Annotated in this window: 22 protein-coding genes and 2 pseudogenes; 18 read left to right on the top strand and 6 right to left on the bottom strand. The window is 43.6% G+C overall.

Going from position 1 to position 23,715, the window contains the following annotated elements; all coding sequences use genetic code 11:
- The first annotated feature begins 168 nt into the window (after positions 1-168).
- The 9 genes from QUA25_RS11950 to QUA25_RS11910 all read left to right on the top strand — a co-directional run bounded on the left by QUA25_RS11950 (position 169) and on the right by QUA25_RS11910 (position 7,092).
- On the top strand, positions 169-1,977 hold the full coding sequence (locus tag QUA25_RS11950) for an HlyD family efflux transporter periplasmic adaptor subunit (protein ID WP_333037894.1): 1,809 nt from the start codon (positions 169-171) through the stop codon (positions 1,975-1,977).
- Positions 1,978-2,036: 59 nt separating this feature from the next.
- A complete protein-coding gene (locus QUA25_RS11945; protein ID WP_333037893.1) occupies positions 2,037-2,507 on the top strand; it encodes a HetP family heterocyst commitment protein in 471 nt (156 codons plus the stop codon).
- A gap of 404 nt (positions 2,508-2,911) precedes the next feature.
- Positions 2,912-3,187 (top strand): hypothetical protein, encoded by a 276-nt coding sequence (locus QUA25_RS11940; RefSeq protein ID WP_333037892.1) that lies wholly within the window; start codon positions 2,912-2,914, stop codon positions 3,185-3,187.
- Positions 3,188-3,263: 76 nt separating this feature from the next.
- Positions 3,264-3,539, top strand: coding sequence for a hypothetical protein (locus QUA25_RS11935; protein ID WP_333037889.1), 276 nt, complete (start codon positions 3,264-3,266; stop codon positions 3,537-3,539).
- Between the two features lie 76 nt (positions 3,540-3,615).
- On the top strand, positions 3,616-3,891 hold the full coding sequence (locus tag QUA25_RS11930; RefSeq protein ID WP_333037887.1) for a hypothetical protein: 276 nt from the start codon (positions 3,616-3,618) through the stop codon (positions 3,889-3,891).
- Positions 3,892-4,213: 322 nt separating this feature from the next.
- Positions 4,214-4,456, top strand: a complete 243-nt coding sequence (locus QUA25_RS11925) for a hypothetical protein (protein ID WP_333037883.1) — start codon at positions 4,214-4,216, stop codon at positions 4,454-4,456.
- A gap of 40 nt (positions 4,457-4,496) precedes the next feature.
- The gene (locus tag QUA25_RS11920) at positions 4,497-4,817 is read left to right on the top strand and encodes a TonB-dependent receptor (protein ID WP_333037880.1); all 321 of its coding nucleotides are present in this window, start codon (positions 4,497-4,499) and stop codon (positions 4,815-4,817) included.
- 143 nt (positions 4,818-4,960) lie between these two features.
- Positions 4,961-6,727, top strand: a complete 1,767-nt coding sequence (locus QUA25_RS11915; RefSeq protein ID WP_333037878.1) for a GNAT family N-acetyltransferase — start codon at positions 4,961-4,963, stop codon at positions 6,725-6,727.
- Between the two features lie 41 nt (positions 6,728-6,768).
- Entirely contained in the window at positions 6,769-7,092 is a 324-nt protein-coding gene (locus QUA25_RS11910) for a hypothetical protein (RefSeq protein ID WP_333037876.1), read from the top strand.
- 140 nt (positions 7,093-7,232) lie between these two features.
- Here QUA25_RS11910 and QUA25_RS11905 read toward each other — a convergent pair whose 3' ends face one another.
- The gene (locus tag QUA25_RS11905; protein ID WP_333037874.1) at positions 7,233-7,430 is read right to left on the bottom strand and encodes a hypothetical protein; all 198 of its coding nucleotides are present in this window, start codon (positions 7,428-7,430) and stop codon (positions 7,233-7,235) included.
- Positions 7,431-7,967: 537 nt separating this feature from the next.
- Between QUA25_RS11905 and QUA25_RS11900 the strand changes: the two genes are divergently transcribed.
- Both QUA25_RS11900 and QUA25_RS11895 read left to right on the top strand, forming a co-directional pair.
- A complete protein-coding gene (locus QUA25_RS11900) occupies positions 7,968-8,975 on the top strand; it encodes a calcium-binding protein (RefSeq protein WP_333037873.1) in 1,008 nt (335 codons plus the stop codon).
- 85 nt (positions 8,976-9,060) lie between these two features.
- Positions 9,061-9,801: a peptidylprolyl isomerase gene (locus tag QUA25_RS11895; protein ID WP_333037871.1), complete on the top strand. Its 741-nt coding sequence runs from the start codon at positions 9,061-9,063 to the stop codon at positions 9,799-9,801.
- Between the two features lie 119 nt (positions 9,802-9,920).
- On the opposite strand, the gene QUA25_RS11890 is transcribed toward QUA25_RS11895, so the two are convergent.
- From QUA25_RS11890 to recQ, 3 genes are read right to left on the bottom strand one after another with little or no spacing between them, the layout of a single operon-like run.
- On the bottom strand, positions 9,921-10,607 hold the full coding sequence (locus QUA25_RS11890; protein ID WP_333037869.1) for a hypothetical protein: 687 nt from the start codon (positions 10,605-10,607) through the stop codon (positions 9,921-9,923).
- Positions 10,604-11,731: an AAA family ATPase gene (locus QUA25_RS11885; protein WP_333037866.1), complete on the bottom strand. Its 1,128-nt coding sequence runs from the start codon at positions 11,729-11,731 to the stop codon at positions 10,604-10,606. Before QUA25_RS11885 ends, QUA25_RS11890 begins: the two co-directional genes overlap by 4 nt.
- A 60-nt stretch (positions 11,732-11,791) precedes the next feature.
- On the bottom strand, positions 11,792-13,987 hold the full coding sequence (gene recQ / locus QUA25_RS11880; protein ID WP_333037864.1) for a DNA helicase RecQ: 2,196 nt from the start codon (positions 13,985-13,987) through the stop codon (positions 11,792-11,794).
- 97 nt (positions 13,988-14,084) lie between these two features.
- Between recQ and QUA25_RS11875 the strand changes: the two genes are divergently transcribed.
- Complete coding sequence (locus QUA25_RS11875; RefSeq protein WP_333037862.1) at positions 14,085-14,369, top strand: DUF427 domain-containing protein; 285 nt, start codon at positions 14,085-14,087, stop codon at positions 14,367-14,369.
- A 68-nt stretch (positions 14,370-14,437) separates the two neighbouring features.
- Here QUA25_RS11875 and QUA25_RS11870 read toward each other — a convergent pair whose 3' ends face one another.
- Entirely contained in the window at positions 14,438-15,103 is a 666-nt protein-coding gene (locus tag QUA25_RS11870; protein WP_333037860.1) for an L-threonylcarbamoyladenylate synthase, read from the bottom strand.
- Between the two features lie 75 nt (positions 15,104-15,178).
- Between QUA25_RS11870 and larC the strand changes: the two genes are divergently transcribed.
- The 6 genes and pseudogenes from larC to QUA25_RS11845 all read left to right on the top strand — a co-directional run bounded on the left by larC (position 15,179) and on the right by QUA25_RS11845 (position 20,233).
- Complete coding sequence (gene larC / locus QUA25_RS11865; protein WP_333037858.1) at positions 15,179-16,588, top strand: nickel pincer cofactor biosynthesis protein LarC; 1,410 nt, start codon at positions 15,179-15,181, stop codon at positions 16,586-16,588.
- A gap of 409 nt (positions 16,589-16,997) precedes the next feature.
- On the top strand, positions 16,998-17,297 hold the full coding sequence (locus QUA25_RS29470) for a helix-turn-helix domain-containing protein (protein WP_445304865.1): 300 nt from the start codon (positions 16,998-17,000) through the stop codon (positions 17,295-17,297).
- Positions 17,298-17,452: 155 nt separating this feature from the next.
- Positions 17,453-17,884 (top strand): annotated as a pseudogene (locus QUA25_RS11860) (transposase); the annotation flags it as partial.
- Between the two features lie 25 nt (positions 17,885-17,909).
- Positions 17,910-18,266 (top strand): tyrosine-type recombinase/integrase, encoded by a 357-nt coding sequence (locus tag QUA25_RS11855; RefSeq protein WP_333037855.1) that lies wholly within the window; start codon positions 17,910-17,912, stop codon positions 18,264-18,266.
- A pseudogene (locus QUA25_RS11850) lies at positions 18,253-18,441 on the top strand (transposase); the annotation flags it as partial. The gene QUA25_RS11855 and the pseudogene QUA25_RS11850, both read left to right, overlap by 14 nt.
- Positions 18,442-18,478: 37 nt before the next feature.
- Positions 18,479-20,233: an ATP-binding protein gene (locus tag QUA25_RS11845; protein ID WP_333037854.1), complete on the top strand. Its 1,755-nt coding sequence runs from the start codon at positions 18,479-18,481 to the stop codon at positions 20,231-20,233.
- A gap of 676 nt (positions 20,234-20,909) precedes the next feature.
- On the opposite strand, the gene QUA25_RS11840 is transcribed toward QUA25_RS11845, so the two are convergent.
- A complete protein-coding gene (locus QUA25_RS11840; protein ID WP_333037853.1) occupies positions 20,910-23,258 on the bottom strand; it encodes an alkaline phosphatase PhoX in 2,349 nt (782 codons plus the stop codon).
- Between the last annotated feature and the right edge of the window lie 457 nt (positions 23,259-23,715).

Genomic DNA, 23,715 nt, shown 5'->3' with positions numbered 1-23,715 from the left:
TAGTTATTAGTCATTAGTCATTAGTCATTAGTCATTGGTCATTAGTCATTAGCAACCTACACAAGACTAAAGATAATTTTCACTTACTCCTGACTTCGGATTCCTGACTTATAGCTCCTAACAACTGCCAACTGCCAACAGTCAACAGACTAATTTGGAGGAAATACAATGTTTTCACAAGATGAGAAAGAATTAGGCCGCGCTCCTAACGAAATAGGTGAAGTCTATGGAGGCGTAGCTTCTAGGCAAGAAAACGAACCCAGAAAAAAAGACCGCTCTTTAGAAGTTGTCGAATCTAAAAATCGCTCTTCTCAAACTCATGACGGTATCAATATTGCCAAATTACAGTTACGGCAGCCTGATGCGAATAATTGGTCTACTTATTTGCACTCGGTACTCGACCAGCCACCAGTATCTTTTCCGCAGCGTTTGATATTAGGAGGAATGGTTTTTTCCGTAGCTTTTGGAGCGTGGGCAACTTTGGGAAAAATTGACGAGGTTGGTCATGCTCAGGGCAAATTAGTTCCCAAAGGCGCTGTTTACAAAATTCACCCGACGGATACGGGAAAAATTATTAACCTCGCTATCAAAGAAGGCCAAAAAATCAAAGCTGGACAATTATTGGCTGAATTAGACCCGGCGAATGCCCAGAGCGAGGTGGAGCGTCTTGAGAAAATTCTGGACGCTTATCGGATTCAATTGATGCAAGAGATGAGTTCGATCGAGAGAACTCGACTGGAAGTTGAAGCGAGCCAAGCTATTGCTGCTGCAGACCAGCGGGGGGCTGAAGCTGCGATCGCCCGTGCTCGCGCTTCAGCGGCCACCACGCAGTCTCAAATCGAGCAATTGCAAGCAGATTTAGTGTCTCAGCAAGCGCGCAAGCAACAGCTCAAACCTCTGGAAAAGAATGTGCAAGACTTGCTCTCGCAACTGAAAACAGATATTAACTCGCAGCAAGGGCGGCGCGATCAGGTGAAACCATTGCAACGCAAGACTCAAGAATTGCTGGTGCAATTGCAAGCAAAAGTAGCGGCTCACAAAGAGCGGATCGCGCGTCTCAAACCTTTGGTAGATGAAGGTGCACTGTCAAAAGACGTATTGTTTCAAGCTGAGGAAGCTCTGCGAGAAAGCGAAAATGCGGTGATTAGAAGCCAGTTGGGGGAGACTACTCAGGCTGACGATCGCGCCTTTGAAGTCGAGCAAACCGTTCGCGACAGGCAAAGTGCTGCGATCAGGAGTCAACTGTCTGATGCAACTGGGGTTAAGGAAAGGTTGTTTGAAGTCGAGCAAAATTTGCGAGATCGAACAAGCGCCATTTCTAAAGCCCAAGGTGAATTAGCCCAACAACTGGCAGAAGTCGATCGACTGCAAGCCGAAGCCGCCAGCAAACAAGCCGCAGCGCGCCAAACGCAGTTAGAAAAAGAGCAAAAAATTCAGCAGTTGGAAATGCAATTAAATCAAGTCAAATCCAAAATTGCCGAAACCCAAACCCTGCTCGATCAAGCAAAAAATCAGCTCAAACAAAGATTTCTCTACGCACCCGTCAGCGGAGTGATTTCCGCACTCAATATTCACAACACCGGCGAAGTAGTTCAACCGGGTCAAACTATTGCAGAAATGACTCCGAATCAGGCTCCTCTGGTGCTGGAAGTCAGTTTGCCGAACCGAGAAGCGGGATTTGTCAAAACCGGAATGCCGGTGCAAGTCAAATTCGATGCTTTTCCTTATCAAAATTACGGCGTCATTCCGGGAAAAGTTTTATCTATTTCGCCCGATGCCAAAACAGACGAGCGATTGGGTGTTTTTTACCGGGTGGAAGTGAGTATCGATCGAGACTCAGTGAAAGCCAAAAACCAAACCTGGAAACTCAAAGCTGGCCAAACAGCTACTGCGGAAATTGTCATTCGCCAGCGCAGCATAGCCGACATTTTGCTTGACCCTCTCAAGCAGCTACAAAAGGGCGGCATGAGTTTGTAGAACTTAGTTAAGTGGTTGTTGTCCTTTGTCACTCTTTATACACAAAACAGGATAAAATAATGACTTCCCAATTCCACCATTCTGCCAATCATTCCCAAGTTGGAATCAAACCCGAACAATTGGATGAGATAATTTCAGCGATTCTGGCAGGAAAGTATTCTTGGGCTTGTTTTTTACTTTTGCGGTGCACGGGTTACAACCCTCTAGACTATATCCCTTACCGTACTTCCAACCGCTTGCTTAAGGAAAACAGTCAAATCAGCAAGTCGAGTAAATCGGAAACTAAGCCTGCATTGGGCAAAATTGCTGATTTAGATCATCTGGAGGTGGTGAGGGAAAAACGAGCCGGAGTTCGAGGGGGTTATGTAACTGAGGCTTTTAGCGAGTTGCACTCAGATACCAGAGGTTTTGGACTTGAAGTCAAGGAAGGGCAATATCTCGCGATGCAGAAGGTTGAGTGTTTGCCAATTCCCAGTCAAGGATTTTTTGCTGGATTTAAGACGCGCTTGTCTAATTGGGCGGGTAAGTAATTTAGTCGATAGACCGACAACCCGATTGCGGGCGTTGGGTGTACCTGTTTTTTGGTTGACTCACCGCGGGCGATCGGGTTTTTGAGTATCGAAAATCCGCGCTTTCAATAAATCTGCCAAAATGGCAACCTTAGCCAAATTAATTACTTTATACTCAGAAACCCGATTTTAGCTATTGTGGATTTATACTTCTTTGCGATCGATTTTAATACAGTTAGCCCTCTGTTTAGGCAATGCCAGTCTTACTCAATTTGATTGAGTAGCCTCCCTTTTTCGTTTTCAGTGCCTGTCAAAATTAATCTGCCAAAATGGCAACACAGGTCTGATTAGCCTAGCTATATTAAATACAGAACAACTAAAGGTTGCTTCTAGCAAATAAATCACAAACAACAAGGAAAAAAGCCATGATTATTTCCGACCTGAATTACTTGGAAACTGCTGAAACTTCTGCTGTAGTTGGTGGTATCTTTTTCGGCAAACTCAACTCCAATGTTTATGCCAACCTCAATGTTAAGGAACGCTTTGACGTTGACAAGATTTACACACAATATGTTGACGTTAAGGGCAATCTAGCGACAGCTCAATCTGAAGCTTTTGGGAAAAATACCTCCACCCAAATCTTTACTACTGTTGTAGAAGGTAAGTATTCTGCGTCCACTGGATTTTCGGCTGCTAGCTAGCCTAGAACTCCAATTCATACAGAACAACCAAAGGTTGCTTCTAGCAAATAAATCACAAACAACAAGGAAAAAAGCCATGATTATTTCTGACCTGAATTACTTGGAAACTGCTGAAACTTCTGCTGTCGTTGGTGGTATCTTTTTCGGCAGACTCAACTCAAATGTAAACGCCAAACTCAATGTTAAGGAACGCTTTGACGTTGACAAGATTTACACGCAATATGTTGACGTTACGGGCAATCTAGCGACAGCTCAATCTGAAGCTTTTGGGAAAAATACCTCCACCCAAATCTTTACTACTGTTGTAGAAGGTAAGTATTCTGCGTCCACTGGATTTTCGGCTGCTAGCTAGCATAGAACTCCAATTCATACAGAACAACCAAAGGTTGCTTCTAGCAAATAAATCACAAACAACAAGGAAAAAAGCCATGATTATTTCCGACCTGAATTACTTGGAAACTGCTGAAACTTCTGCTGTAGTTGGTGGTATCTTTTTCGGCAAACTCAACTCCAATGTTTATGCCAACCTCAATGTTAAGGAACGCTTTGACGTTGACAAGATTTACACGCAATATGTTGACGTTAAGGGCAATCTAGCGACAGCTCAATCTGAAGCTTTTGGGAAAGATACCTCCACCCAAATCTTTACTACTGTTGTAGAAGGTAAGTATTCTGCCTCCACTGGATTTTCGGCTGCTAGCTAGCATATAACTCCAATTCATCAAGTCACTTGGTAATTGGAATAAGTAGGTGGGCAGAAACAATTCTAACTATCTGGTTTGTAGTAGGGCTTCAGAGTTCAAGCCCTACTAATAACTTAATACAGAGACTTGAGGTTTTATTACAGAGTCAGGTTGATTCTGACCGCCTTACTTAGATGATTTACGTAGTTAATTAATTGACTTTTAGCCAAGTAATTAACTGGCAAAATCTTGTTTTAAATGAAGCCGTAGGTAATTACCATCTACGACTCACAAATTTAGGATTTATCCAATTTTATAATCAACAAAAATCGGTGTTAAACTCATGACTGACTATAAAGTTGTTGTCAAACGCCTAGTCTCACCCGATGGTAAAGTTATTGCTGAGGCGAAAAGCGTAGTCGAAGCATCTGGCGATGATCGAGGTGAAATTAGTCAAAGCGTTTCTGTAAAGGTTTCATCTAATAGCTCCAGCAGTTACGCCAAATCGAGTTCTAGTAGTTCTTCTTCATCTAGTTTTAGCAGCACTTCATCAACATCTAGTTGCTCTAGTATATCTTCAATTTAATAATGAATTTAGTCTGCTAAAAAGTTCTCTTGATACTGCCATGAAATATTGCTTAATTATCTCTGACTTAAGTTATTTAGAACCCATTAACGAAAGCACAGCTATAGTAGGTGGTGGCAATGTTTACGCGGATACATTCGCCACAACAAAAGCAGAGCCTGGATATGCGATCGCTGTTGCAGGTGGATTTGCCATTGGTAATCAAACTTATACAAATACTATAACCAACACAACGGTTAAAGACTTGGGTAGTCTTGAGTATAGTAAAGCCAATGCAACAGCCACAGCCTATGCAAGGACTGGAAACCAAAGTGCTTCATCTACAATTCGCAGTACTTCTATTTCATTTTTTGGGCGTTAATAGTCTCACCCGATAGGAAGATGATCGATACTGCGATTTTAATGTTGCACAAGATACTTGTTAGACATCCTCTCAGGAGGATTAGAAGAATCTAGTCTTAATCGACAAATATGGGAAGTATAATTGGTGAGGGAAAAAATCATATGCAGATTGAGAAAATTGATAATTTTGAAACATTTAATAAAATTAGAGAAAATTGGAATTCTGTATACGCTGCAGATCATCAGGCTCAGTTCTTCCTATCCTGGATTTGGTTATCTGGATGGTTGCAGATGGTGTATGAGCCGTGGTTCATATTAGCTGCCAAACCAGATACCCATGATTCATCCTATGTGGCTTTTTTTCCTCTAAAAATTTTATTAACCCACCAGGATGGAGGCGGCTTTGAAACTGAAATCTGCATGGCCGGAAATAGCATGGCAGATTACACAGGACTTATTTGTCTGCCTGGTTATGAAGCAGAAGTAATTCCTGCTTTTGCTGCTTACATCCAGCAAAAGTTAGTATGGTCGAGTTTTAATATAAAAAGTATTCTAGAAACCGACACACGGATGTCTCTATTCTTGAGTAATTTCTCTGCCGATAGTTTTGAACTCCGTCAACTCCGCATTCAAAGTGTGAATGAAGAAGAACCCGATATTTATCTTGCTCCTTATGTTTCATTACCAGATGACTGGGAGCAATATCTGCAAAACTACGTCGGTGTCAATACTCGCCAAAAAATAAGACGCTTTTTAAGGCAAGTTGACAGCTCTAACGAGTTTTATATCACCCAAGTTGACGCAGACAATTTGGAATCTCATATTGAGATACTACTCAATTTCTGGGAGTCCAGATGGAAAAAGCAAAAAGGAGATACCTGTGAGGTGATTTTGGGTTACAATCGCCTTATTTTACGTCATTGTTTTGAAAATAACTGTCTGTATCTTTCGGTTCTGTGGAAAGGAGACAGACCTTTAGGGGCGATCGCCAACTTTGTGGATTTTCAGCAAAAATCCATGCTATTTGTGATTACAGGTCGCGATCAAACCTTTAAAAATCCTCCACCTGGGCTTATCCTCCATGCTGATGCGCTCCGATACGCGATTCAAAATGGATTTAAAGTGTACGACTTTTTAACGGGGAATGAGGAATATAAGTATTCTTTTGGAGCTAAAGATCGCCACATTCAGCATATCGTAGCCACATACAAGAATGGTCAGAACAGACAACAGGATGTTAGGGATGTTATTTCTTTAGCACTTCAGATCGCTGTTCGATATCATCGATTGAACCGACTCACCAAAGCTGAGCAGCGATACCATCAGATTCTGAAAGCTCAATCAAATCACCCAGAAGCACTCTATGGACTGGGGGTGTTGATGAGGCAAAAAGGCGAGTACCAAACTGCAGAAAATTTACTGAAAAACCTGCTTCAGGTGCAGCCAAACTCTATCAAGGCTTTATTTGGTTTGGGGAATTTATATCAAACTCAAGATCGGTTATCCGAGGCGATAGAAACCTATCATCAAGTCTTAGCTCTACAGCCTGATGCGATCGCCGCATACAATAACCTTGGCTATGCTCTACAGCAGGAAGGCAAATGGGAAGATGCGATCGCCTACTATCAAAAAGCACTAGAACTAAAGCCTGATTGCGTTGAAGCTGAGGTTAACTTAGCCAATGCACTTCATGCTCAAGGAAAGCTCTCCTTAGAGAAACAAGCTCATTACGCGGCAATGAACAATGATTTAGGCTCGAAATGTAAACAAGTAGGCGATTTAAAAACAGCGATCGCCTACTATCGCCAGTCCATCTCTATGAAACCAGATTTAGCAGAGGCTCACTATAATTTGGATCTGGTGCTGCAAGAACAAGGTGAATATCAAACTGCAAGTACCTGCGAGCGAAAAACTCCCATACCTGCTTAGTCCACAAATGAGTTTTGATTAGTTTACAAAGGAGGAACCTTATGTTGATATATGATTTGTCCTACATCGAAAATGTTGCAGAAAACAAGTTGATTTTAGGTGGTGCTGCATTGGGATTAGATGCGTTTTCATCAGTAGACAGTGGAAACACTTTGACTGCTATAGACATTATTTTTAGAAACCAAGGCAAAGTTACGAAAGCAACGGGTACGGGAACAGCTATAGCGATGGGCACTGACCCTCTAGCTGGTGTTGGTGTTTACTACGCAGGCTTTGATAAAGTGAAAATAAAAATTAATTCAGGAACACGAGCAAACTATGCTTATGAGACGGTTACTGTAAAGGCGATGGACTTGCCACACTAACTGTGATGGCTTGTAGTAAAGGCTTAAGCCCTTTTTAGCTTTTAATGATTGACCACTTCATCACGGGTACGAGCGGTTTCTGGCCGAGGAAAGAGCCGATCGCCCCAACTCGCTGAATGCCAATTCTAATTACTTCCGCATCATGGCAGGTGCAGGGCGATCGCGATCGCCCTGCACCTGCCATGACTCCCCATCCATTCGATCGCGATCGTATTCAAATCGGCTAAATCCGTCGCCTTCCCGGCTGATGCAAGCCCCTCCAACGGCCGTTCCAAGTCCCCTCCGATCCGCTCAACCACAGTCCTCAAACTGCTGCCAAACCCCGCTCTGTTAATCACAATTCAGGAACGGGAGCAGCGGTGTGTCGATCGGGCCTCAACACCAGCAAGCGTGCGCCCGGATAAAAAGAGTGTAAAAATTGAAAACTTGCGTAAGTCATATAATTTCAAACAAATCTGCCAAATTGGCAACATACCTCTAATTAGTCCAGATATATTGAGGTAAATCGCCATAAAACACGGTTTTTGCTCATCTTTAGCAGTCCGCCTTAATACTTTTTGAGTACGGGCGAGTGCAAGGAAGGTGCAGTTTAAATTTATACAAGCCTTTTGAGAGTGATGGTGATGGCTAAATCAAATGCCATTGGCAATCAGTACCGATCGCCCAGATTGGTATTGTTAACAATTTTTTCCTGTCCTATTTTCTGGATGCACCAAGGTTCATTTATTAAAAACATTTCAGTCTTTAGTCTGAAGTCAAAAGCAATTGTTTCACACTCTTTAAAATCCTACATGGGCATTTATTGAGATTCGCAATGTCGGCGCTCGTGCAAGTGATTTTCGTCTTTACATACAAGTAAAAGGAGATAAATCGCGATGCCTCCATTCGATTCATTAGCTCCTGAGCCCTTAAATAATATTGTTGGAAACAGCAATAGTTTAAACACCTTGAATTCGGTGGCGAATAACCCTGGTGCGGGCAGCAGCAGTAGTTCCAGCACATCTAGTGCCTTTGTAGATAACAGCGGTGCAGGCAGTACCAGCAGCGCGACAGCAACTTCCCCGATGGGAAGCAGTACAAGTAGTGAGACTGCTTACGCTGTGGGGGCTACATCTAGCAGTGGCAGCGCGATAGCGAGTGCTTCTACAGTGGCGCCCCCAACTACTAACGCCACAGCCCCAACACCCACAGCGCCAACACCCACACCGTCAAATAATGACGGTTCAACGTTCACCCCCGTGACTGGTGGCACTTCTAGCAATTCAAGTCCATCTAATTTCTCTCCAGACAGTACGGGTACTGGCGACGAGAGTACGATCGACAGCAAGGGCGACGGATATTGGCTGGGCACCAACGACAGCGATGTGATTACTGGCGATAGCGGGAGTGATCGAATTTTTGCAGGAAGCGGCGACGATATTGTCCAAGCTAACAGAGGTGATGATGCGATCGATGGAGGCGATGGAAACGACACTTTGCGGGGAGGGAAAGGTCAAGATTTGCTAATTGGCGGCAACGGCGACGATTTTCTTTGTGGCGACTTCGGCACCGATACATTGATTGGAGGTAGTGGCGCTGATACCTTTGCATTTCAACCCGAAACAGCGAGTGCAGCAGCTAATCCATTGTTAGCCGATCGAGTCGTTGATTTTAATCCTGCTCAAGGCGATCGAATTGGGCTGATAGGGGGAATTTCGGTAACAGACTTGACACTCGTCGCGTTTGATACGGATGGTGACGGTACGACAGACGCGACTGTGCTCAAGTTTAGTTCAAATAATGGCGATCGAATTTTAGCTGTTGTTTTGGGAACAGTTAACGCCGCGGGTGCAACAACTTTGAGCAATGCTGATTTTATTAGTTTGCCAAATAACATCTTGTAGCTAACCGTTAACCCTTAACCCCAACTACCCCGCAGGAAGCGTCGGGGGATGAAGTTAATAAAGTTATATAGGTTGAGAGAGAAACATGAAGGACTTTTACGGACCCTTGATTGAAGCAAGTGAAATCATCGAACAACTCAGACAAGAGATGCAATTAAAAACATTTAGTCAAAAGGTTTTGCAGAAAAAAGTTATTGAGAAAGCCGCCCGGGAACGGGGGTTAACTGTGACTCCCGACGAAATTCAAGCTGTGGGCGACCAACTCCGCCGCGAGAAGCGTTTGGAGAAAGCGGCGGACACGATTGCTTGGCTGGTCGATCAGATGATTTCTGTAGAAGATTTAGAAGCCGGGATTTGCGATCGGCTCCTCAGCCAAAAACTAGCAGAACACTTGTTTAGCAAAGAAGTAGAAAAGATTTTTGTTCAAAACAAACTGCAATTCGACCAAATAATTCTTTATCAAATAATTGTTGCCAACCGCCAGCTTGCTCAGGAACTATTTTATCAAATTCAAGAAGGAGAAATCAGCTTTTTTGATGCCGCTCATCTTTACGATATTGACGAAAATCGTCGGCATATATGCGGTTGCGAAGGCAAGGTTTATCGGTGGGGTTTAAAACCAGACATAGCCGTCGCCGTATTTAGCGCTAAACCCGGAGAAGTGATTCGTCCAATTGAAACAGAGCTAGGATATCACTTGTTCCTGGTTGAAAAGTTTCTCCCGGCGGAATTAACCCCTGAACGGTATCAAGAAATCTTGCACAATCTGTTTAACGAATGGTTGGCGAACGAAGTCAACTATTTATTGTACAGTTCTAAAGTGTAGGTAGCGCGCGGAGCACAGAGAAGCCTAAGTGGTTTGACGCGCTACTTATAGCGCTAAGGTGTGGTGTACATGGAACCCTACATATAGAGGTTCTACATAAGTCGTATAATTGTTGCCATTTAATTTTGTAATTTGGATTTAACTATATTACAAAAATCCATGAAATGTCGAAAAGTAGTAAGTTGTTCTGGGTGAACTTGAATTCTTGCCAATAGCTGTTCTAAATAAAATTGCTTGAGAACATCTCCAGGTCGTTTCTTAGAATAGGTAATATTTTTAGCTTCAAATAACAATCTCAAATAAGCTCCGTGAAACTGAGCGTGAGTATTAAAATCTCGATATTTTCCCATGTTTTCAGGACAGTTAACTGAAACATCATAATATTTAGTATAATCTAATAAAGGTTTGTTTTGAGGATTTCTAGAATAAATCTTGCGATTGCCCAGCAGCCAACTTTCCAAGCAGCGATTCTGAAATATCAGTACAAGTTCTGCATTGTTTAATTTCAATTTTTGCTGACTTAAAAAATCATCAATTTCAGTTGTAAGTTCGGCAACAGTATTTTCCTCGGCATCCAGACACACTACAAAATAGCTGTATTTTCCGTTTGAGTTGATTTCCGCTATCGCAGGCGGGATAAAATTGTATAACGAAGGATATCCTTCACCGCTAATCAAGTAATAATTTTTTTCCTTCACATCATCGCAATTGTCAACTCGCTGCAATTCCGGTAAAAGATAAGCCAGCCAAGCAGGATAAACTTTTCTCTCCGATTGTGTTCCTTCAACCAAAAAATACAGATTCATTCAACTTTGATTCCTTCGCTATATTCTTCAAGATTAATCAGTTGCATAAAAGCTTGATGCCTAGATTTTCCCAAATTCAAATCTTTAGCATCTATCACAGTTACAACCCCACCTTTGCGAGTGACTATTTTCCAGTGTTCCATCCCAATATTATTGATTATGTAGGGATGGTGGCTGGTGAGAATGAATTGGATATTTCTATTTTCTACAATCAAATCTGTCACAACATCTATACAGTTAATTCCCAAGCTGTTTTCAAACTCATCAATCAGGATTACAGTGCCTTCGGGCGACAAGTACAATTCGCTAATATGAATGAGAGTTTTCCGCATTCCCGAAGAAATGTTAAATTGAAAAATCCAATCCTTAACTCCTTTTTCTTTAATTTGGATAGGAAAAAGAGGATGAGAAGGATCATTTTTATATCTCACAGCTTCTATTTTTACATCCTCAACTTGAGGGAAAGTAGCGATAAACTTCTGCTTTATTTTATCAAAAATATCGGGATTATTGTGAGCAATCAAAAATAGTTTAATAGAGATTGACATATTACTTTCTTGAATACTATTTAATTCAATATTTTCTTGCAGTATTTTTGACATTTCTATTTCCGGCATACCATAAATGCCATTAAGTGAACTAGAATTATCACTGTAAGTTATTTTGTTAAAAGCTTGCCGAACAGGTGAAATTTCTTCTTCTTGATTTAAAATTTCAACTACACTTTGAAACGGCGATAATTTTGGAGTTTGTTTGCCTTGAAATAAAATTTCATTAGGTGTCCTTTCTATAATTACCTTTTCCTCTTTCAGTAGATGTTCTCGAACAATTCTAAATTTATTAATTTCGTCTTCCTCATTAGTAATTATTCCTGGATTTTTTTTTGTTTCAAATTCGCCTTGCCAGCGGTACTCTACATTATTTAGTGTCGAAAATGTAACGTCCCATGCCAAACCGTTTAATGAATCACCGTTAGCTATCTCTTGTAAATTCACAATTCTTTGCAAAACTTGTGTTTTGCCGACACCAGACACGCCAACTAATAAAGCCAGATTGGAAAAATATATCGGTTCAAAACGCCACTCTCGTAAATTATCCCAAAAAGCTACTTTTTTAATTTTCATTTCTCCCTCCTCTCTATTAATTATCTGCGTCCACCAGCGTTCATCAGCCTACATCGGCGGTTAAAAACCTACATAATTTTGCCGCCACCAAGCGCGCACAAACTTAATCTCTTCAAACGTATAACGTTCTTCTAAAAAATCATAAATGGCTCTTAGTTTCTCATCCCCCATAACTTCAATTGCGTACACTATCGCCTGCTGGCGTTCCGGTTCCACCAACAAATTTATATCAATTTCCCTGCCCAGTTCCATCAATTCTATCAGATGCCCAGAAATAGTATTAGGGCTCATACCCCGCGCATTAGCTATTCCTTGAACTGTCAAACCTTGTCGGTATAATTCCCAGGTTTGCATCTGCGAATAAGACGCAACGTTAGCAAGATTGGGAAGATTCGCTGCCGCAGAAGATGCAGCGGCAGTTGGCAATCCTTGTTCTTGGCAAAAATTGCGAATTGCCTCCAAAAAAACCTTACCGTACTTATCTCGCTTGTTGCTGCCAACGCCGTAAACTTCCTCGAATTCTGTGAGATTTTGCGGGCGTTTTTCTGCCATGTCTCGCAAGCTTTTATCCGCAAAAACTACGTAAGGTGGCACAAATTGTTCGTCGGCAATTTGTTTGCGTAGCGTCCGCAGTATGGTAAATAAAGCTTCTACTTCTACTGCCAAAGAACGAACTTTTCCCTGTACTTCCCGCTGGGGTTCAATGGCGATTTCAACTTTGCGCTGACGTTTCATAATTTCCCAACTTTTTTCATTCAGTTTCAAAATGGGAAACCCGTCTGTTTTTTCGTCTAAAAAACCTTGATTTAACAGCGAACGACTCAGTTTTTTCCATTCATCAGCACTTCTATCTTTGCCAATTCCGTAAGTAGAAAGTTGGTGGTGCTGGTATTGCAATATTTTTTGATTCTTTGAACCGCGCAGCACGTCGATGATGTGATTCATGCCGAATTTTTCTTGGCAGCGGGCGACGCAAGAAAGAAACTTCATTGCCTCAATCGTCCAATCTTCTACGGGTTTTTGGTTGCAACAGTTATCGCAAGTACCGCAGTTTCCGGGGAATGAATCGCCAAAATAACTTAACTGGATTGTACGACGGCAATCGGTGGATTCTGCATAGTTGATGACTCGACGCAACTGTTGGCGGGCAATTCGTTGTTCTTGTGGATCAGGTTTTTGCTCGATGATGTAGTCGATCATTTTGACATCGCCGTAGCCGAAAAATAAGCTGCAATGGGCGGGTTCGTTGTCTCTGCCTGCGCGGCCTGATTCTTGATAGTATCCTTCTAGATTCTTGGGCAAGTCGTAGTGAATTACAAACCTCACGTCGGGTTTGTTAATGCCCATACCGAAGGCTATTGTGGCTACCATTACTTGCACGTCGTCGCGAATGAAGCGGGTTTGATTGGTTGCGCGATCGACATCGTTCATTCCGGCATGGTAGGGTAAGGCTTGGATACCGCTTTGTTGCAATTTATAGGCAACTTCATCAACTTTTTTGCGGCTGAGGCAATAGATAATTCCCGAACCGCCTTTTTTTTGGATAATTTGCAAAACTTCGGCAAAACTGTGTTTGGTTTTGGGGCGAACTTCGTAGTATAAATTGGGGCGGTTGAAGCTGGCGACGTGGATGTAGGGATTTCGCAGAGTTAGCTGCTGGATAATGTCTTGGCGGACGCGCTCGGTGGCGGTGGCTGTTAGTGCCATAATGGGAATGTCGGGATATCGATCGCGCACTCGTTGCATTTGCCTGTATTCTGGTCGAAAGTCGTGCCCCCATTCCGAAACGCAGTGGGCTTCGTCGATCGCAAATGCCGAAATTCCTAACTTATTTGCTACTATATCTAAAAATGGTAAAAATCTCTCACCCAGCAAGCGTTCGGGTGCAACATAAAGCAATTTAATCTTACCTTCGAGAATCGCAGTTTCGCGCGATCGGGTTTCCTGACTGCTCAAAGTGCTGTTGAGAAAAGTCGCCCCAATTCCATTATCCTGCAAAGCTTCCACCTGGTCTTGCATCAGAGCAATTAACGGCGAAACAACCACTGTCAATCCCGGTTTCAACAATGCCGGTAATTGAAAACACAAAGACTTGCCACCGCCCGTCGGCATGACAATCATCATATCCCGTTTTTGTAAAGCAGCTTCGACAATTTCCTGCTGCCCCGGGCGGAAAGAGTCATAGCCAAAAAAATGTTTGAGTGCTTGTTCCAGGGGCAGAGGCACAGAAGATATTGGCGGATTAGACGCTGGCATTTGCAGTAGTTGGTTGTTGGCTTCTCAACTATTCTATGCCTTTTGAGCACAAATACAGTTACAATAATTGAGAATCTCAAGTTAAGCAGAAAAACAGATGCCGAAAGCAATTTGGAATGGTGCCGTTTTGGCCGAGAGCGACAAGTGCGAAATTGTAGACAACAACTATTATTTCCCCGCCGATGCCATCAACCGTGAGTATTTCAAGGACAGCAGCACTCACACTACTTGCGGTTGGAAAGGTGTTGCTAGTTACTACAATGTCGAAGTCGGCGGACAAGTTAATAAAGATGCTGCGTGGTACTATCCTACTCCCAAAGATGCTGCTAAAAATATTGCTGGATATATTGCTTTTTGGAAAGGAGTTAAGGTAGAGGCTTAAAGCAGTTTTGAAAGAAAAAATGGGGCTGGTTGTGGGCGAATTTGGCGCTTAACCTGCCCCTTAAAAATTTAATCTTTTTCCCAAACGGCGACAGCTTCCGAACCTAAACCACGGCGAACAACAATCGGTTCGCTTTGTGTCAAATCGAGAATGGTAGAAACTTGATATCCCGGATCGGAACCGTCATCGACAATGACATCCACTAGCTTTGAAAAACAGTCAAACAGCTCAGCTTTGCCAAAGCTTTCTGCTTTAGATGCAGGCACTGGTGCTGCACCTTCATCATCCGTTGTAATGTGAGCGGATGTTGAAATAATTGGATTTCCCAAGGCTTCCAACAGTGTAAAACAAAGCCGCTGGTCGGGAACGCGAATTCCAGTGGTTTTCCGTTTTGGGTTCATTACCAACCGTGGCACTAACTTGGTAGCTGGCAGCAGAAATGTATAAGGCCCAGGTATTAACCGCTTGATAATTCTGTATGCTTCATCGCTGACTGTAGCATAGTCGGTGATATTTGACAGAGAGGAACACAGGAACGTTAAAGGCTTATCATTGGATAGTTGCTTGATCTGCCTGACTCGTTCTACCGCAGACTTGGAGTTGAGATCGCAGCCGATCGCATAAACTGTATCTGTCGGATAAAGCATCACCGCCCCATCTTTTAGAGCTTTTGTAATCTTCTCGATCCGGTCTCTTTGGGGTGCAACTGGATGCACTTCGTAAATAGTTGCCATGTTAAGATATTGCAGGCTAAGTGGGCGATCGAAATATCGAGTGAAACAATCAATGTTGAAAATTAATTGTTAACAATGAATAAAATAGCTTATTTTGACTGTCCAACCGGCATTGCTGGCGATATGTGCATCGGAGCTCTTGTTCACGCTGGCGTTCCTTTAGACTACCTAATCGAAAAACTCAATTTGCTCGGCATTTCGACAGAGTACCAGTTGCGGACGGAATTAGTCCACCGGAATACTCAACAAGCAACTAAATTTTATGTAGATTTAGCTCCGGATTTGTGCTTAAAATCCAAAAATTCCGCTACCGAACTCGATCCCTCGGAAACGGAATCCCCGACTTTCGACGCCCGCCGCCACCATCATCACGGGGAAGAACATTCTCACAGTCACGGGGAAGAAGATGCCGAAATTAGCCACACTCATCACCGCAATTTGCCCGAAATTGAGCAAATCATCGTCTCTGCAAAATTGCCTCCGCGCGTGGAATCTTGGAGTTTGGCTGTATTTGGCAAATTAGCAGAGGCAGAAGGTGCCGTACACGGTATCCCGCCAAGCGAGGTTCACTTTCACGAGGTGGGGGCGACGGATGCAATTATTGATATTGTCGGTACTTGTTTGGGTTTGGATTGGTTGGATATTGATGAATTTTACTTTTCGGCGATGCCGACTGGTGCAGGTACGGTGAAGGCGGCCCACGGTAAGTTAGCGGTGCCGACGCCGGCGGTGATGCGGTTGTGGGAAACGCACCGAGTGCCGGTTTATAGCAACGGGATCGATCGCGAATTGTGCACTCCTACGGGAACTGCGATCGCCTGTACTCTCGCCTCCGGTTTCGGCGCGCCACCGCCGATGCAAATTCAGGCGATCGGTTTGGGTGCAGGTTCTCGAATGCTGGCAATTCCTAATATTTTGCGCCTCTGGATTGGGGAGAAGTCAGAAGGGGAGAGGGGGAGAGTGGGAGAGTGGGAGAGTGGGAGAAAGACGGCTACTAATGCCCAATGCCCAATGCCCAATGCCCAATGCCCAATGCCCAATTCCCTAGAAACTATTACGGTATTGGAAACGCAAATTGATGATTTGAGTCCGCAGGCGATCGGCTATGTTTTTGATGCTTTGTTTGCCGCCGGAGCTCTGGATGTTTTTACTGCCCCAATTGTGATGAAAAAGTCGCGGCTGGGGGTTTTGTTAACGGCGATTTGTCATCCCGAATTTCAGGATGCTTGTGAAGCAGTTATCTTTCGCGAAACTACTACTCTGGGAATTAGGCGATCGACTCAACAGAGAACTATTTTACACCGAAAAATCGAGACTGTTCAAACAGAACACGGCGAAGTGCAAATAAAAGTTGCTAAGTCTGGAGAAACGATTGTTAATGTACAGCCGGAATACGAAGATTGCGCGGAAATTGCCCGACTTAAAAATATTAGCTGGCGGGAAGTTCACCGCTTGGCGCTGCAAAGTTGGTACGATCGCACTTAATCAATTACAGTGACTTACATGAGGAATTGAGTCCCTGACGGGCTGACAACCCGTCACACCCAGCAGGCTTGAGGAATATCTAAATCAGAGGAATCAAAACCTCTGATATCATGTCCGGTCGATTGCCCTAATAAGGTAGGGGCGGGTTCACGAAAAATATCTGGCAATAATTGACAATCTCAAAAACCCGCCCTTTTAATCGCTTTTTCTTCAAGCTATTCTAGAAACATACTTCATTTTCGATCGCATTATGGTTGCCTTACCCAATCGCCCATCGATGAGTGCAGAAGAATACAGCACTTCCGGATGTTATGAGGTACAATAGAATCGACTAAAAATAATATACCAATGAAAGCATACTCAATAGATTTGCGCTTCTTTCATAGTAGCAGCCCATATCGAGCAGAATCTGTCGATCCGAAAAACAGCAGCGATATTTTCCGTCAGTAAAAGCTCTGTTCAAAAACTGGTCAAGCAACAAAAAATCGAGGGAAATTTAGAGCCGAAACCCAGGGGGAAACCGAGATACAGTCATTTGAATAATTCCACAGCTTCTTTGAGAGAAATAGTGGCAGCACATCCTGATGCAACCTTACTAGAATTGTGTGAGTTATTTGGCCAGAATACTGGAAATTGGGTGGGTAGAACAGCCATGTGTAACGCCTTACAAAAGTTGGGATTAAATCGTCAAAAAAACAGTGAGAAGTAGCCAAGCCGGAACAGAAAAAGTCATGAAGTTAAGGTTAGAGTATTGGGAAAAAGTCAAGCTGATCGACCAAAAAGATCTAGTTTTTTTAGATGAGACAGGAGTATTACGCTTGTTTAACCAGAACTCATGCACGTTCTCAATGAGGAACGAGAGCCTATGCGGTTAAACCTTTTTACCGAGGTAAAAAAGTCACAGTAATTGGTGCAATTAGTTTGAAGCGAGTAGTGGCGCTCATGACAATGGATAACTCAATGGATGGCAAAGCATTTGAGGTATTTATTGAGCAATGTTTAGTGCCACAATTGTCGTCGGGAGCAGTAGTAGTGATGGATAATTTACCCGCTCATAAAGTAGATTCAATTACATCGATGATTGAATCTGTGGGTGCTTCTATTTTATGTTTGTCCCCATACTCTCCGGATTTTAATCCGATTGAATTATGGTGGTCGCAGCTTAAATCTTTATTGCGACAGTTTTCGCGAACCACCACTAAAAGGGTTGATACGATAATTGCTCTGGCTCTTGATTTAATTAACCCGAAACATCTCAAGAACTGGTTTACTAATTGCTGCTACTGTACCTCATAACATCCGGAAGTGCTGTAACACTCGCTTGGGACACATCACCAGCGACGCGGCCGGCTTAATCTTGCGACAGGCTTTTAAGCGAGTTGGCATCGAGGGAGCCAGTTCTCACAGCTTCCGCAGGACTGCCCTTACCCAGATGTCTAATGCTGGCATCCCCTTAAGAATCGTGCAGGAAGTGAGCGGACACAGGAATTTAGAGCAGTTGCAAAGGTATCTGGAAGTCAAGCCGGAACAGATCAGAGGAGCTGTGGCCAGTCTCTCTATGTTGAGTCATGGCAAAATCGAAATATCTCTATTTCCCGATCTAAAGCCAGAGTCGGAAACTTTGGGGGAATTTTTTTCGGTAGCAACGATAGAGTGGGGTACGAGTGGAGGTGATTGAGCGGACATCAAAGGAATTTGAGATTTTGCCTAAGCGCTGGATTGTCGAGCGTACTTTTGGCTGGCTCAATCAGTTTCAACACTTGAGTAAGGACTATGAACTATACACCCAGACCAGTGAAGCGATGATTTACGGGTCGCTCATCCGTTTGATGACCCGCAGGCTGTCTGCTTAATCTTTTGTTTACAAATTAGCTCTAATATAATAAGAACGTGAAAATCAGGTACTTACCCTATCTAGCAGCCTTTTTAACAGCGACGCTCGTTTTAGCGATCGCCGAGCTATTCATTCGTTTAGAAAACGAACATTTCCAGCAGGAAAACCGCGTTGCTGTACTAGACCAACTTAGCACGGTGAGAGCTAAGCTTGAAGGTTCTTTAAACCAGCGATTATTTGTAATGCAAGGTTTGGTAGCTTATATTTCAGTAAGCAATCCAAATATTAGCCAAGCAGAGTTTGAAAATTTGACTAGAGTTATCGTAGCCAAGCAACCCGGTATTCCTAGCGCTGCATTGTTCAAAAATTCAATTGCAACCCATCTTTATCCTTTAGCAGGTCAAGAAGGTGCTTTAGGATTTGCACCCCTGAAAATACCAGAAGAAAAAAAGCCATTTCAAAGAGCAATTGATACTAGAAACACTGTAGTTTCGGGGCCAGTTAAATTAATCGAACAGGGTAACATGGCTTTGATTACTCGTACCCCAATTTTTCTGACTCCTGTCGGCAAACCTCCTGAAAGCGGTCGCTATTGGGGAATGGTAAGCATTGGTATTGATTGGAATATTTTATTAAAAGAAGCGGGACTGTTAGACTCATCTGCCAAGCTTAAATATGCGATTCGGGGGAAAGATGGATTGGGCGCTGCTGGAGAAGTATTTTTTGGAGATGCTAAGGTTTTCCAGCGATCCCCTGTTACTTTAGAAGTAACTTTACCTAATGGCTCCTGGCAGTTAGCAGCTATTCCAAAAGATGGCTGGATTGAGAATTCACCTATTTCTAAATGGTTATGGATAGCTGCTAGTTTCAGTGCTATATTAGCTGGAGGTGCAATATTTGTTTTGGTAAGTACGCCAGCAAAACTAAGAGAAAGAGCTTTACAGTTAGAATCTCTTTTGGAGGAACTACGACGTACCCAAACAATGATAATTCAAGCTGAAAAAATGTCGAGTTTGGGTCAGATGGTAGCAGGTGTCGCGCATGAAATTAATAATCCAGTAAACTTTATCCACGGTAATATTAGTTATTCCAGCGAGTATATAGCTGATTTAATTCGTTTGTTAAATTTGTATCAAAAATACTATCCCGAACCAGCCAAAGAAATTAAACTAGAAGCTGATAATATAGACTTAGAATTTTTAGTTAAAGACTTACCAAAAACTATCAATTCGATGAAAGTTGGAACCGAACGCATCCAGCAGATTGTCCTGTCATTACGTAATTTTTCGCGTTTAGATGAGTCAGATCGCAAAAAAGTAAATCTCCATGAAGGCATTGATAGTACGCTATTAATTTTGCAAAATCGCTTAAAAGCTAACTCGCATCACTCGGAAATTAGAATTGTGAAAGAATATGGAGATTTACCAGCGATAGAGTGTTATGCAGGACAATTAAACCAGGCTTTTATGAATTTAATTAACAACGCGATCGATACTTTGGAAGAGAAGCTGTCGTTGCCGAATTCTAAGGATCTATATTTCATTCCGACGATTCAGATTGCTACTAAAATTGAGGGCAAAATGGCCGAAATTCGGATTTCAGATAATGGATCGGGAATGAAAGAAGAAGTCCGACGGAAAATATTCGATCCATTTTATACTACTAAACAAGTAGGCAAAGGTACGGGAATCGGCTTATCAATAACTTACCAAATTATAGTAGAGAGACACGGCGGAAAAATCGAATGCGTCTCCGAACCAGGAAAGGGAACGGAATTCGCGATCGCTATTCCTTTAACTAACAAAAATTAGTTACAAAAATTATGGTTGGCAATACTTACGATCTTAGATAAAACCGTTTTTAGAAGTAGCGGAATCCTACTTAAAATTTGTGAAGCTCAGACAAGACTTATAATAGAATAATGTTCCGAATACCACAGATCGATGTTGCTGAATTCAGGTATGAATCAGGTGGGAACAGGGACATCCAAGAACTTGAGATAATGAATTACAGCACTTCCGGATGTTTCGGCGCGATAGACAAGGGCAATGGGTTCTCTCCCAGTATGGTTTTGGCGATTCCTTGCAACTTGAATCGGTGAATCTAGAAATTGCGATCGCCGACTTATATCGCCAAGTACAATTTTCTTAAAAATTTCGCGCTCAAGGGATTTGATATTAATTTTCCTAGGGCTTTTTTAAATTATTTGAACGAACGGCGAAGACGAGAAGAGCGCGAATAAAGAACAGTATCTTCTTCCTTCTCTTTCTTCGCGTCCGCGTGCCTCGCGGTTCATTCAATCTTACTCCAGATTCGTAAAAACCAGGTTTCTGGCCCCGGATGCGTAAGTCCTATTTAAACTTAGATGTTGCACCATTTTCAATAAGCTTTTTAGGAACAGGCTTTGCGGCCTGTTCCACAAGAAAATTTACTCTTTGTGGAACAGGCTTTCCGGCCTGTTCTTGAGTATGGTGCAAGATGTGAGATTTAAACAAACTGACCCGTTGGAGTCGATCGCACCCGACGCATTCCAATCACCGACGGCATCGGCGATCTGCGCGCATCATTCGAGATATTACTGGGCCACAAACTGCCACGAGAAACACTACGAGTCTGATTGAAAACAGCACCGTTCAAATCCAACATTTCAATTTGCCGACTGAGTACAGTACCATCATCGATCGGGCAATCTTCCCCCGGATGCTGCACCGAAAGCAACAGCGTATCTCCGACAAAAGTCGGCCCCGTCATTTCGCACCGATTCGGGCCGTAAGCAAACGGAATTACAGTTCCTGCATTCTGCCCAGAAGTCGGGATATAAAACAGCCAATTGTTGCCGAAAACACCAGTAAAATCTGACACATTTCCAGTCTTGTTGTGGTCGATCGTCGTTGGGTTTCCAGCCGGACCCACATCAAAACCATTGTGCGTGCTCGTAGACATATCAGTCACGCCCCAAACATTGCCTTGAGTGTCAAAAACCAAATTGTCCACATTAGCAAATCCCGCCCCAGCTACCGCACCCGCCTCTCCACCTTGAGCCAAACGCTGCCAGCGGAAGGTCAAACCTTCACCATCAGGACTGTCTTCAATTATCTTATACAGTCCTCCCGACTGCTGAGTGCTGTTGACTGCGCTATCGTATTTAGCAACAGTAAAAATGCGAGAATCTGGATAGCCGTCGCTTCCGGGTGCGGCGTCAGTATAAGCAATGAAAACTTCCTTAGTAGTAGGATTAACTTCCAAATCTTCCGGCCGCGCCGTCGGAGTGCCACCACTCAAATTAGCCGCTAAGAAAGCATCCACTAAAAGTGCACCTTGGCTGCTGTAGAAATTAGCAAGAGTTTTATTTGTGTAGGCGGGAAGTGCTGTTGCTTCATTAGTTGTATCTACTACAAAAGAACCGCCGTCTTCGGTTTGCTCGGCAATTCCGGCGCGTTTGGGCAAGCGAGTATTGGCATCTCTTTGAGCCTTGCCCAAACTTGCTAATTCCGCCTCGCCAACTTGAGAAGGACGCACCGGATTTGTGGGACTATTTAGAGTGAGTGGCAACCATTTTCCTGTACCGTTGCTGTGATATTGGGCAACGTACAAAGTGCCGTCTTCAAACAAGCGGCTGTTGTTTTTATCTGCGGGATTGGTGACAGTACCGCTGCTGACAAATTTCCAGGTGTGTCCGCCGCGTCGATCCTCCCCCATGTACACTACTAATCTGCGGCCTGCTTCAGCGCGAATCGCGACGTTTTCGTGGCGGAAACGGCCTAAAGCCGTGTGTTTGCGGGGGCGGAAACTCGAATCTTGAGGGTCGACTTCTACCATCCAGCCGTATTTTTCGCCGACTAAGCCGAATTCCTCGCCGGTAGTGCCCTTGGCGTAGCCGGTTTGGCTGCCGTTGGGTTTGACGTTTTCCTGAACTCCCACAAAGAATAGTTCGCTACCTTGGAAATTTTCTTCGCCGGAGAGGATTGTGCCCCAAGGGGTTGTGCCGCCGGAACAGTTGTAGGCTGTACCGATGATGCGGTTTCCAAGTCCGTCGGTGTTTACTTGCGCGAAGACTTGGGTGGCTGCCGGGCCCGTACCTGTAAGATAGTTGTCGTCGCCTTGTCTGGTTCCCCAGGAGGTGACATCTTTGTATTTGTCGGTACGCTGGCTGTTGATGCCGAGGCCGGAAAGTCCGTGGATACGGCGGTTGATGGGATCGCGGGCGATCGCCCCAAAGCGTCCGTTGGCTTGTTTGGTGATGCGAACTATCGAACCGCCGAGATTGTACAAAAATTCGCCGAGGGTAGCCTGATTTTTTACGGATAAGTCTATACCGAGGACGGCGCGATCGCTCGCCGGGAACGATGCCACATCTGACTGGGTATCGGGTGCCGCTTTCGACATCGGAAAGCATACGTACTCGTGGTTTACCCAGAGATAGCCATCGTGATTGCTGCCGCGAAGGGGCAGGAAGGCCGTGTAGTCGCAGTTGTAGCCGAAATAGTCTGCCGGATCAAGGAAAACTCGATCGCCCCAGCGGAGAATCACGTAGCGTTCGTATTCCGGCGGCACAACCACATCGTCAACAATTCTGTAACTCGTTAATTTAGTATCCTGTGAGGCAGCCATCACGGTTCCCTCTCCGTTTAAGCCCGTCGGCATAAAGCTGGGCATTTCTCGATAAATTGGCAGCGGGTGGGGAAGTCTTAACGGAGTGAAAGATAGCGGAACTACAGCTTCCGCCGAGGTGGAATTGATGCCGAATAGTGTTTTAGTTAGTTGAGGGGCAAGCACAGTGGTAGCTGCACTGCTGCCGAAGAAAATTAGCAGTTGTCGGCGAGTTATTTTAGACATAAATTCCTTATTCAACCCAACATCCCTAATCAAATGATTCTGTATGCAACTTTATCACTATTAAATTAAGCGGAGTTAACCTGAAGGTTAATTAAAATCACATTTTATTTGGGTTAATAATAAGGGTTCTCCCATAGTGGTGGTGATAACGCCAGCTTATAATCTAGCTTTCTCAAGGTTTTCAGCCTTCATTGTCCCCAAAAAATGTATCAGCTACTGCTTTTTACCCCAAACATCCGGTAGAGCCATAATAAGTTATATAAATTGGTTAGTGGTTATTTTTTAGTGGTTATTGGTTGTTTGTTGTTTGTTACCAATTCTCCATGCCCCCTGCCCGATTACCACTATTTCAATCATCTCGAAAACCCGGATCGTTTTTTCGGGATGTCGAGCGACAGGGCGCAGGTACATTAATCACTTGCGAAGACCCATAATGTGCAGGCGAAATATTGCCGTC

The sequence above is a fragment of the Microcoleus sp. Pol17C6 genome (assembly GCF_036701145.1).
In the GTDB taxonomy this organism is placed as follows: Bacteria; Cyanobacteriota; Cyanobacteriia; order Cyanobacteriales; family Microcoleaceae; genus Microcoleus.
This window is presented reverse-complemented; position numbering and strand designations above follow the sequence as displayed.

Excerpts from the sequence above, each read along its gene's own strand:
- QUA25_RS11950 (WP_333037894.1), top strand. The coding sequence starts at position 169 with ATGTTTTCACAAGATGAGAAAGAATTAGGCCGCGCTCCTAACGAAATA.
- QUA25_RS11945 (WP_333037893.1), top strand. The coding sequence starts at position 2,037 with ATGACTTCCCAATTCCACCATTCTGCCAATCATTCCCAAGTTGGAATC.
- QUA25_RS11940 (WP_333037892.1), top strand. The coding sequence starts at position 2,912 with ATGATTATTTCCGACCTGAATTACTTGGAAACTGCTGAAACTTCTGCT.
- QUA25_RS11935 (WP_333037889.1), top strand. The coding sequence starts at position 3,264 with ATGATTATTTCTGACCTGAATTACTTGGAAACTGCTGAAACTTCTGCT.
- QUA25_RS11930 (WP_333037887.1), top strand. The coding sequence starts at position 3,616 with ATGATTATTTCCGACCTGAATTACTTGGAAACTGCTGAAACTTCTGCT.
- QUA25_RS11925 (WP_333037883.1), top strand. The coding sequence starts at position 4,214 with ATGACTGACTATAAAGTTGTTGTCAAACGCCTAGTCTCACCCGATGGT.
- QUA25_RS11920 (WP_333037880.1), top strand. The coding sequence starts at position 4,497 with ATGAAATATTGCTTAATTATCTCTGACTTAAGTTATTTAGAACCCATT.
- QUA25_RS11915 (WP_333037878.1), top strand. The coding sequence starts at position 4,961 with ATGCAGATTGAGAAAATTGATAATTTTGAAACATTTAATAAAATTAGA.
- QUA25_RS11910 (WP_333037876.1), top strand. The coding sequence starts at position 6,769 with ATGTTGATATATGATTTGTCCTACATCGAAAATGTTGCAGAAAACAAG.
- QUA25_RS11900 (WP_333037873.1), top strand. The coding sequence starts at position 7,968 with ATGCCTCCATTCGATTCATTAGCTCCTGAGCCCTTAAATAATATTGTT.
- QUA25_RS11895 (WP_333037871.1), top strand. The coding sequence starts at position 9,061 with ATGAAGGACTTTTACGGACCCTTGATTGAAGCAAGTGAAATCATCGAA.
- QUA25_RS11890 (WP_333037869.1), bottom strand. The coding sequence starts at position 10,607 with ATGAATCTGTATTTTTTGGTTGAAGGAACACAATCGGAGAGAAAAGTT.
- QUA25_RS11885 (WP_333037866.1), bottom strand. The coding sequence starts at position 11,731 with ATGAAAATTAAAAAAGTAGCTTTTTGGGATAATTTACGAGAGTGGCGT.
- recQ (WP_333037864.1), bottom strand. The coding sequence starts at position 13,987 with ATGCCAGCGTCTAATCCGCCAATATCTTCTGTGCCTCTGCCCCTGGAA.
- QUA25_RS11875 (WP_333037862.1), top strand. The coding sequence starts at position 14,085 with ATGCCGAAAGCAATTTGGAATGGTGCCGTTTTGGCCGAGAGCGACAAG.
- QUA25_RS11870 (WP_333037860.1), bottom strand. The coding sequence starts at position 15,103 with ATGGCAACTATTTACGAAGTGCATCCAGTTGCACCCCAAAGAGACCGG.
- larC (WP_333037858.1), top strand. The coding sequence starts at position 15,179 with ATGAATAAAATAGCTTATTTTGACTGTCCAACCGGCATTGCTGGCGAT.
- QUA25_RS11840 (WP_333037853.1), bottom strand. The coding sequence starts at position 23,258 with ATGTCTAAAATAACTCGCCGACAACTGCTAATTTTCTTCGGCAGCAGT.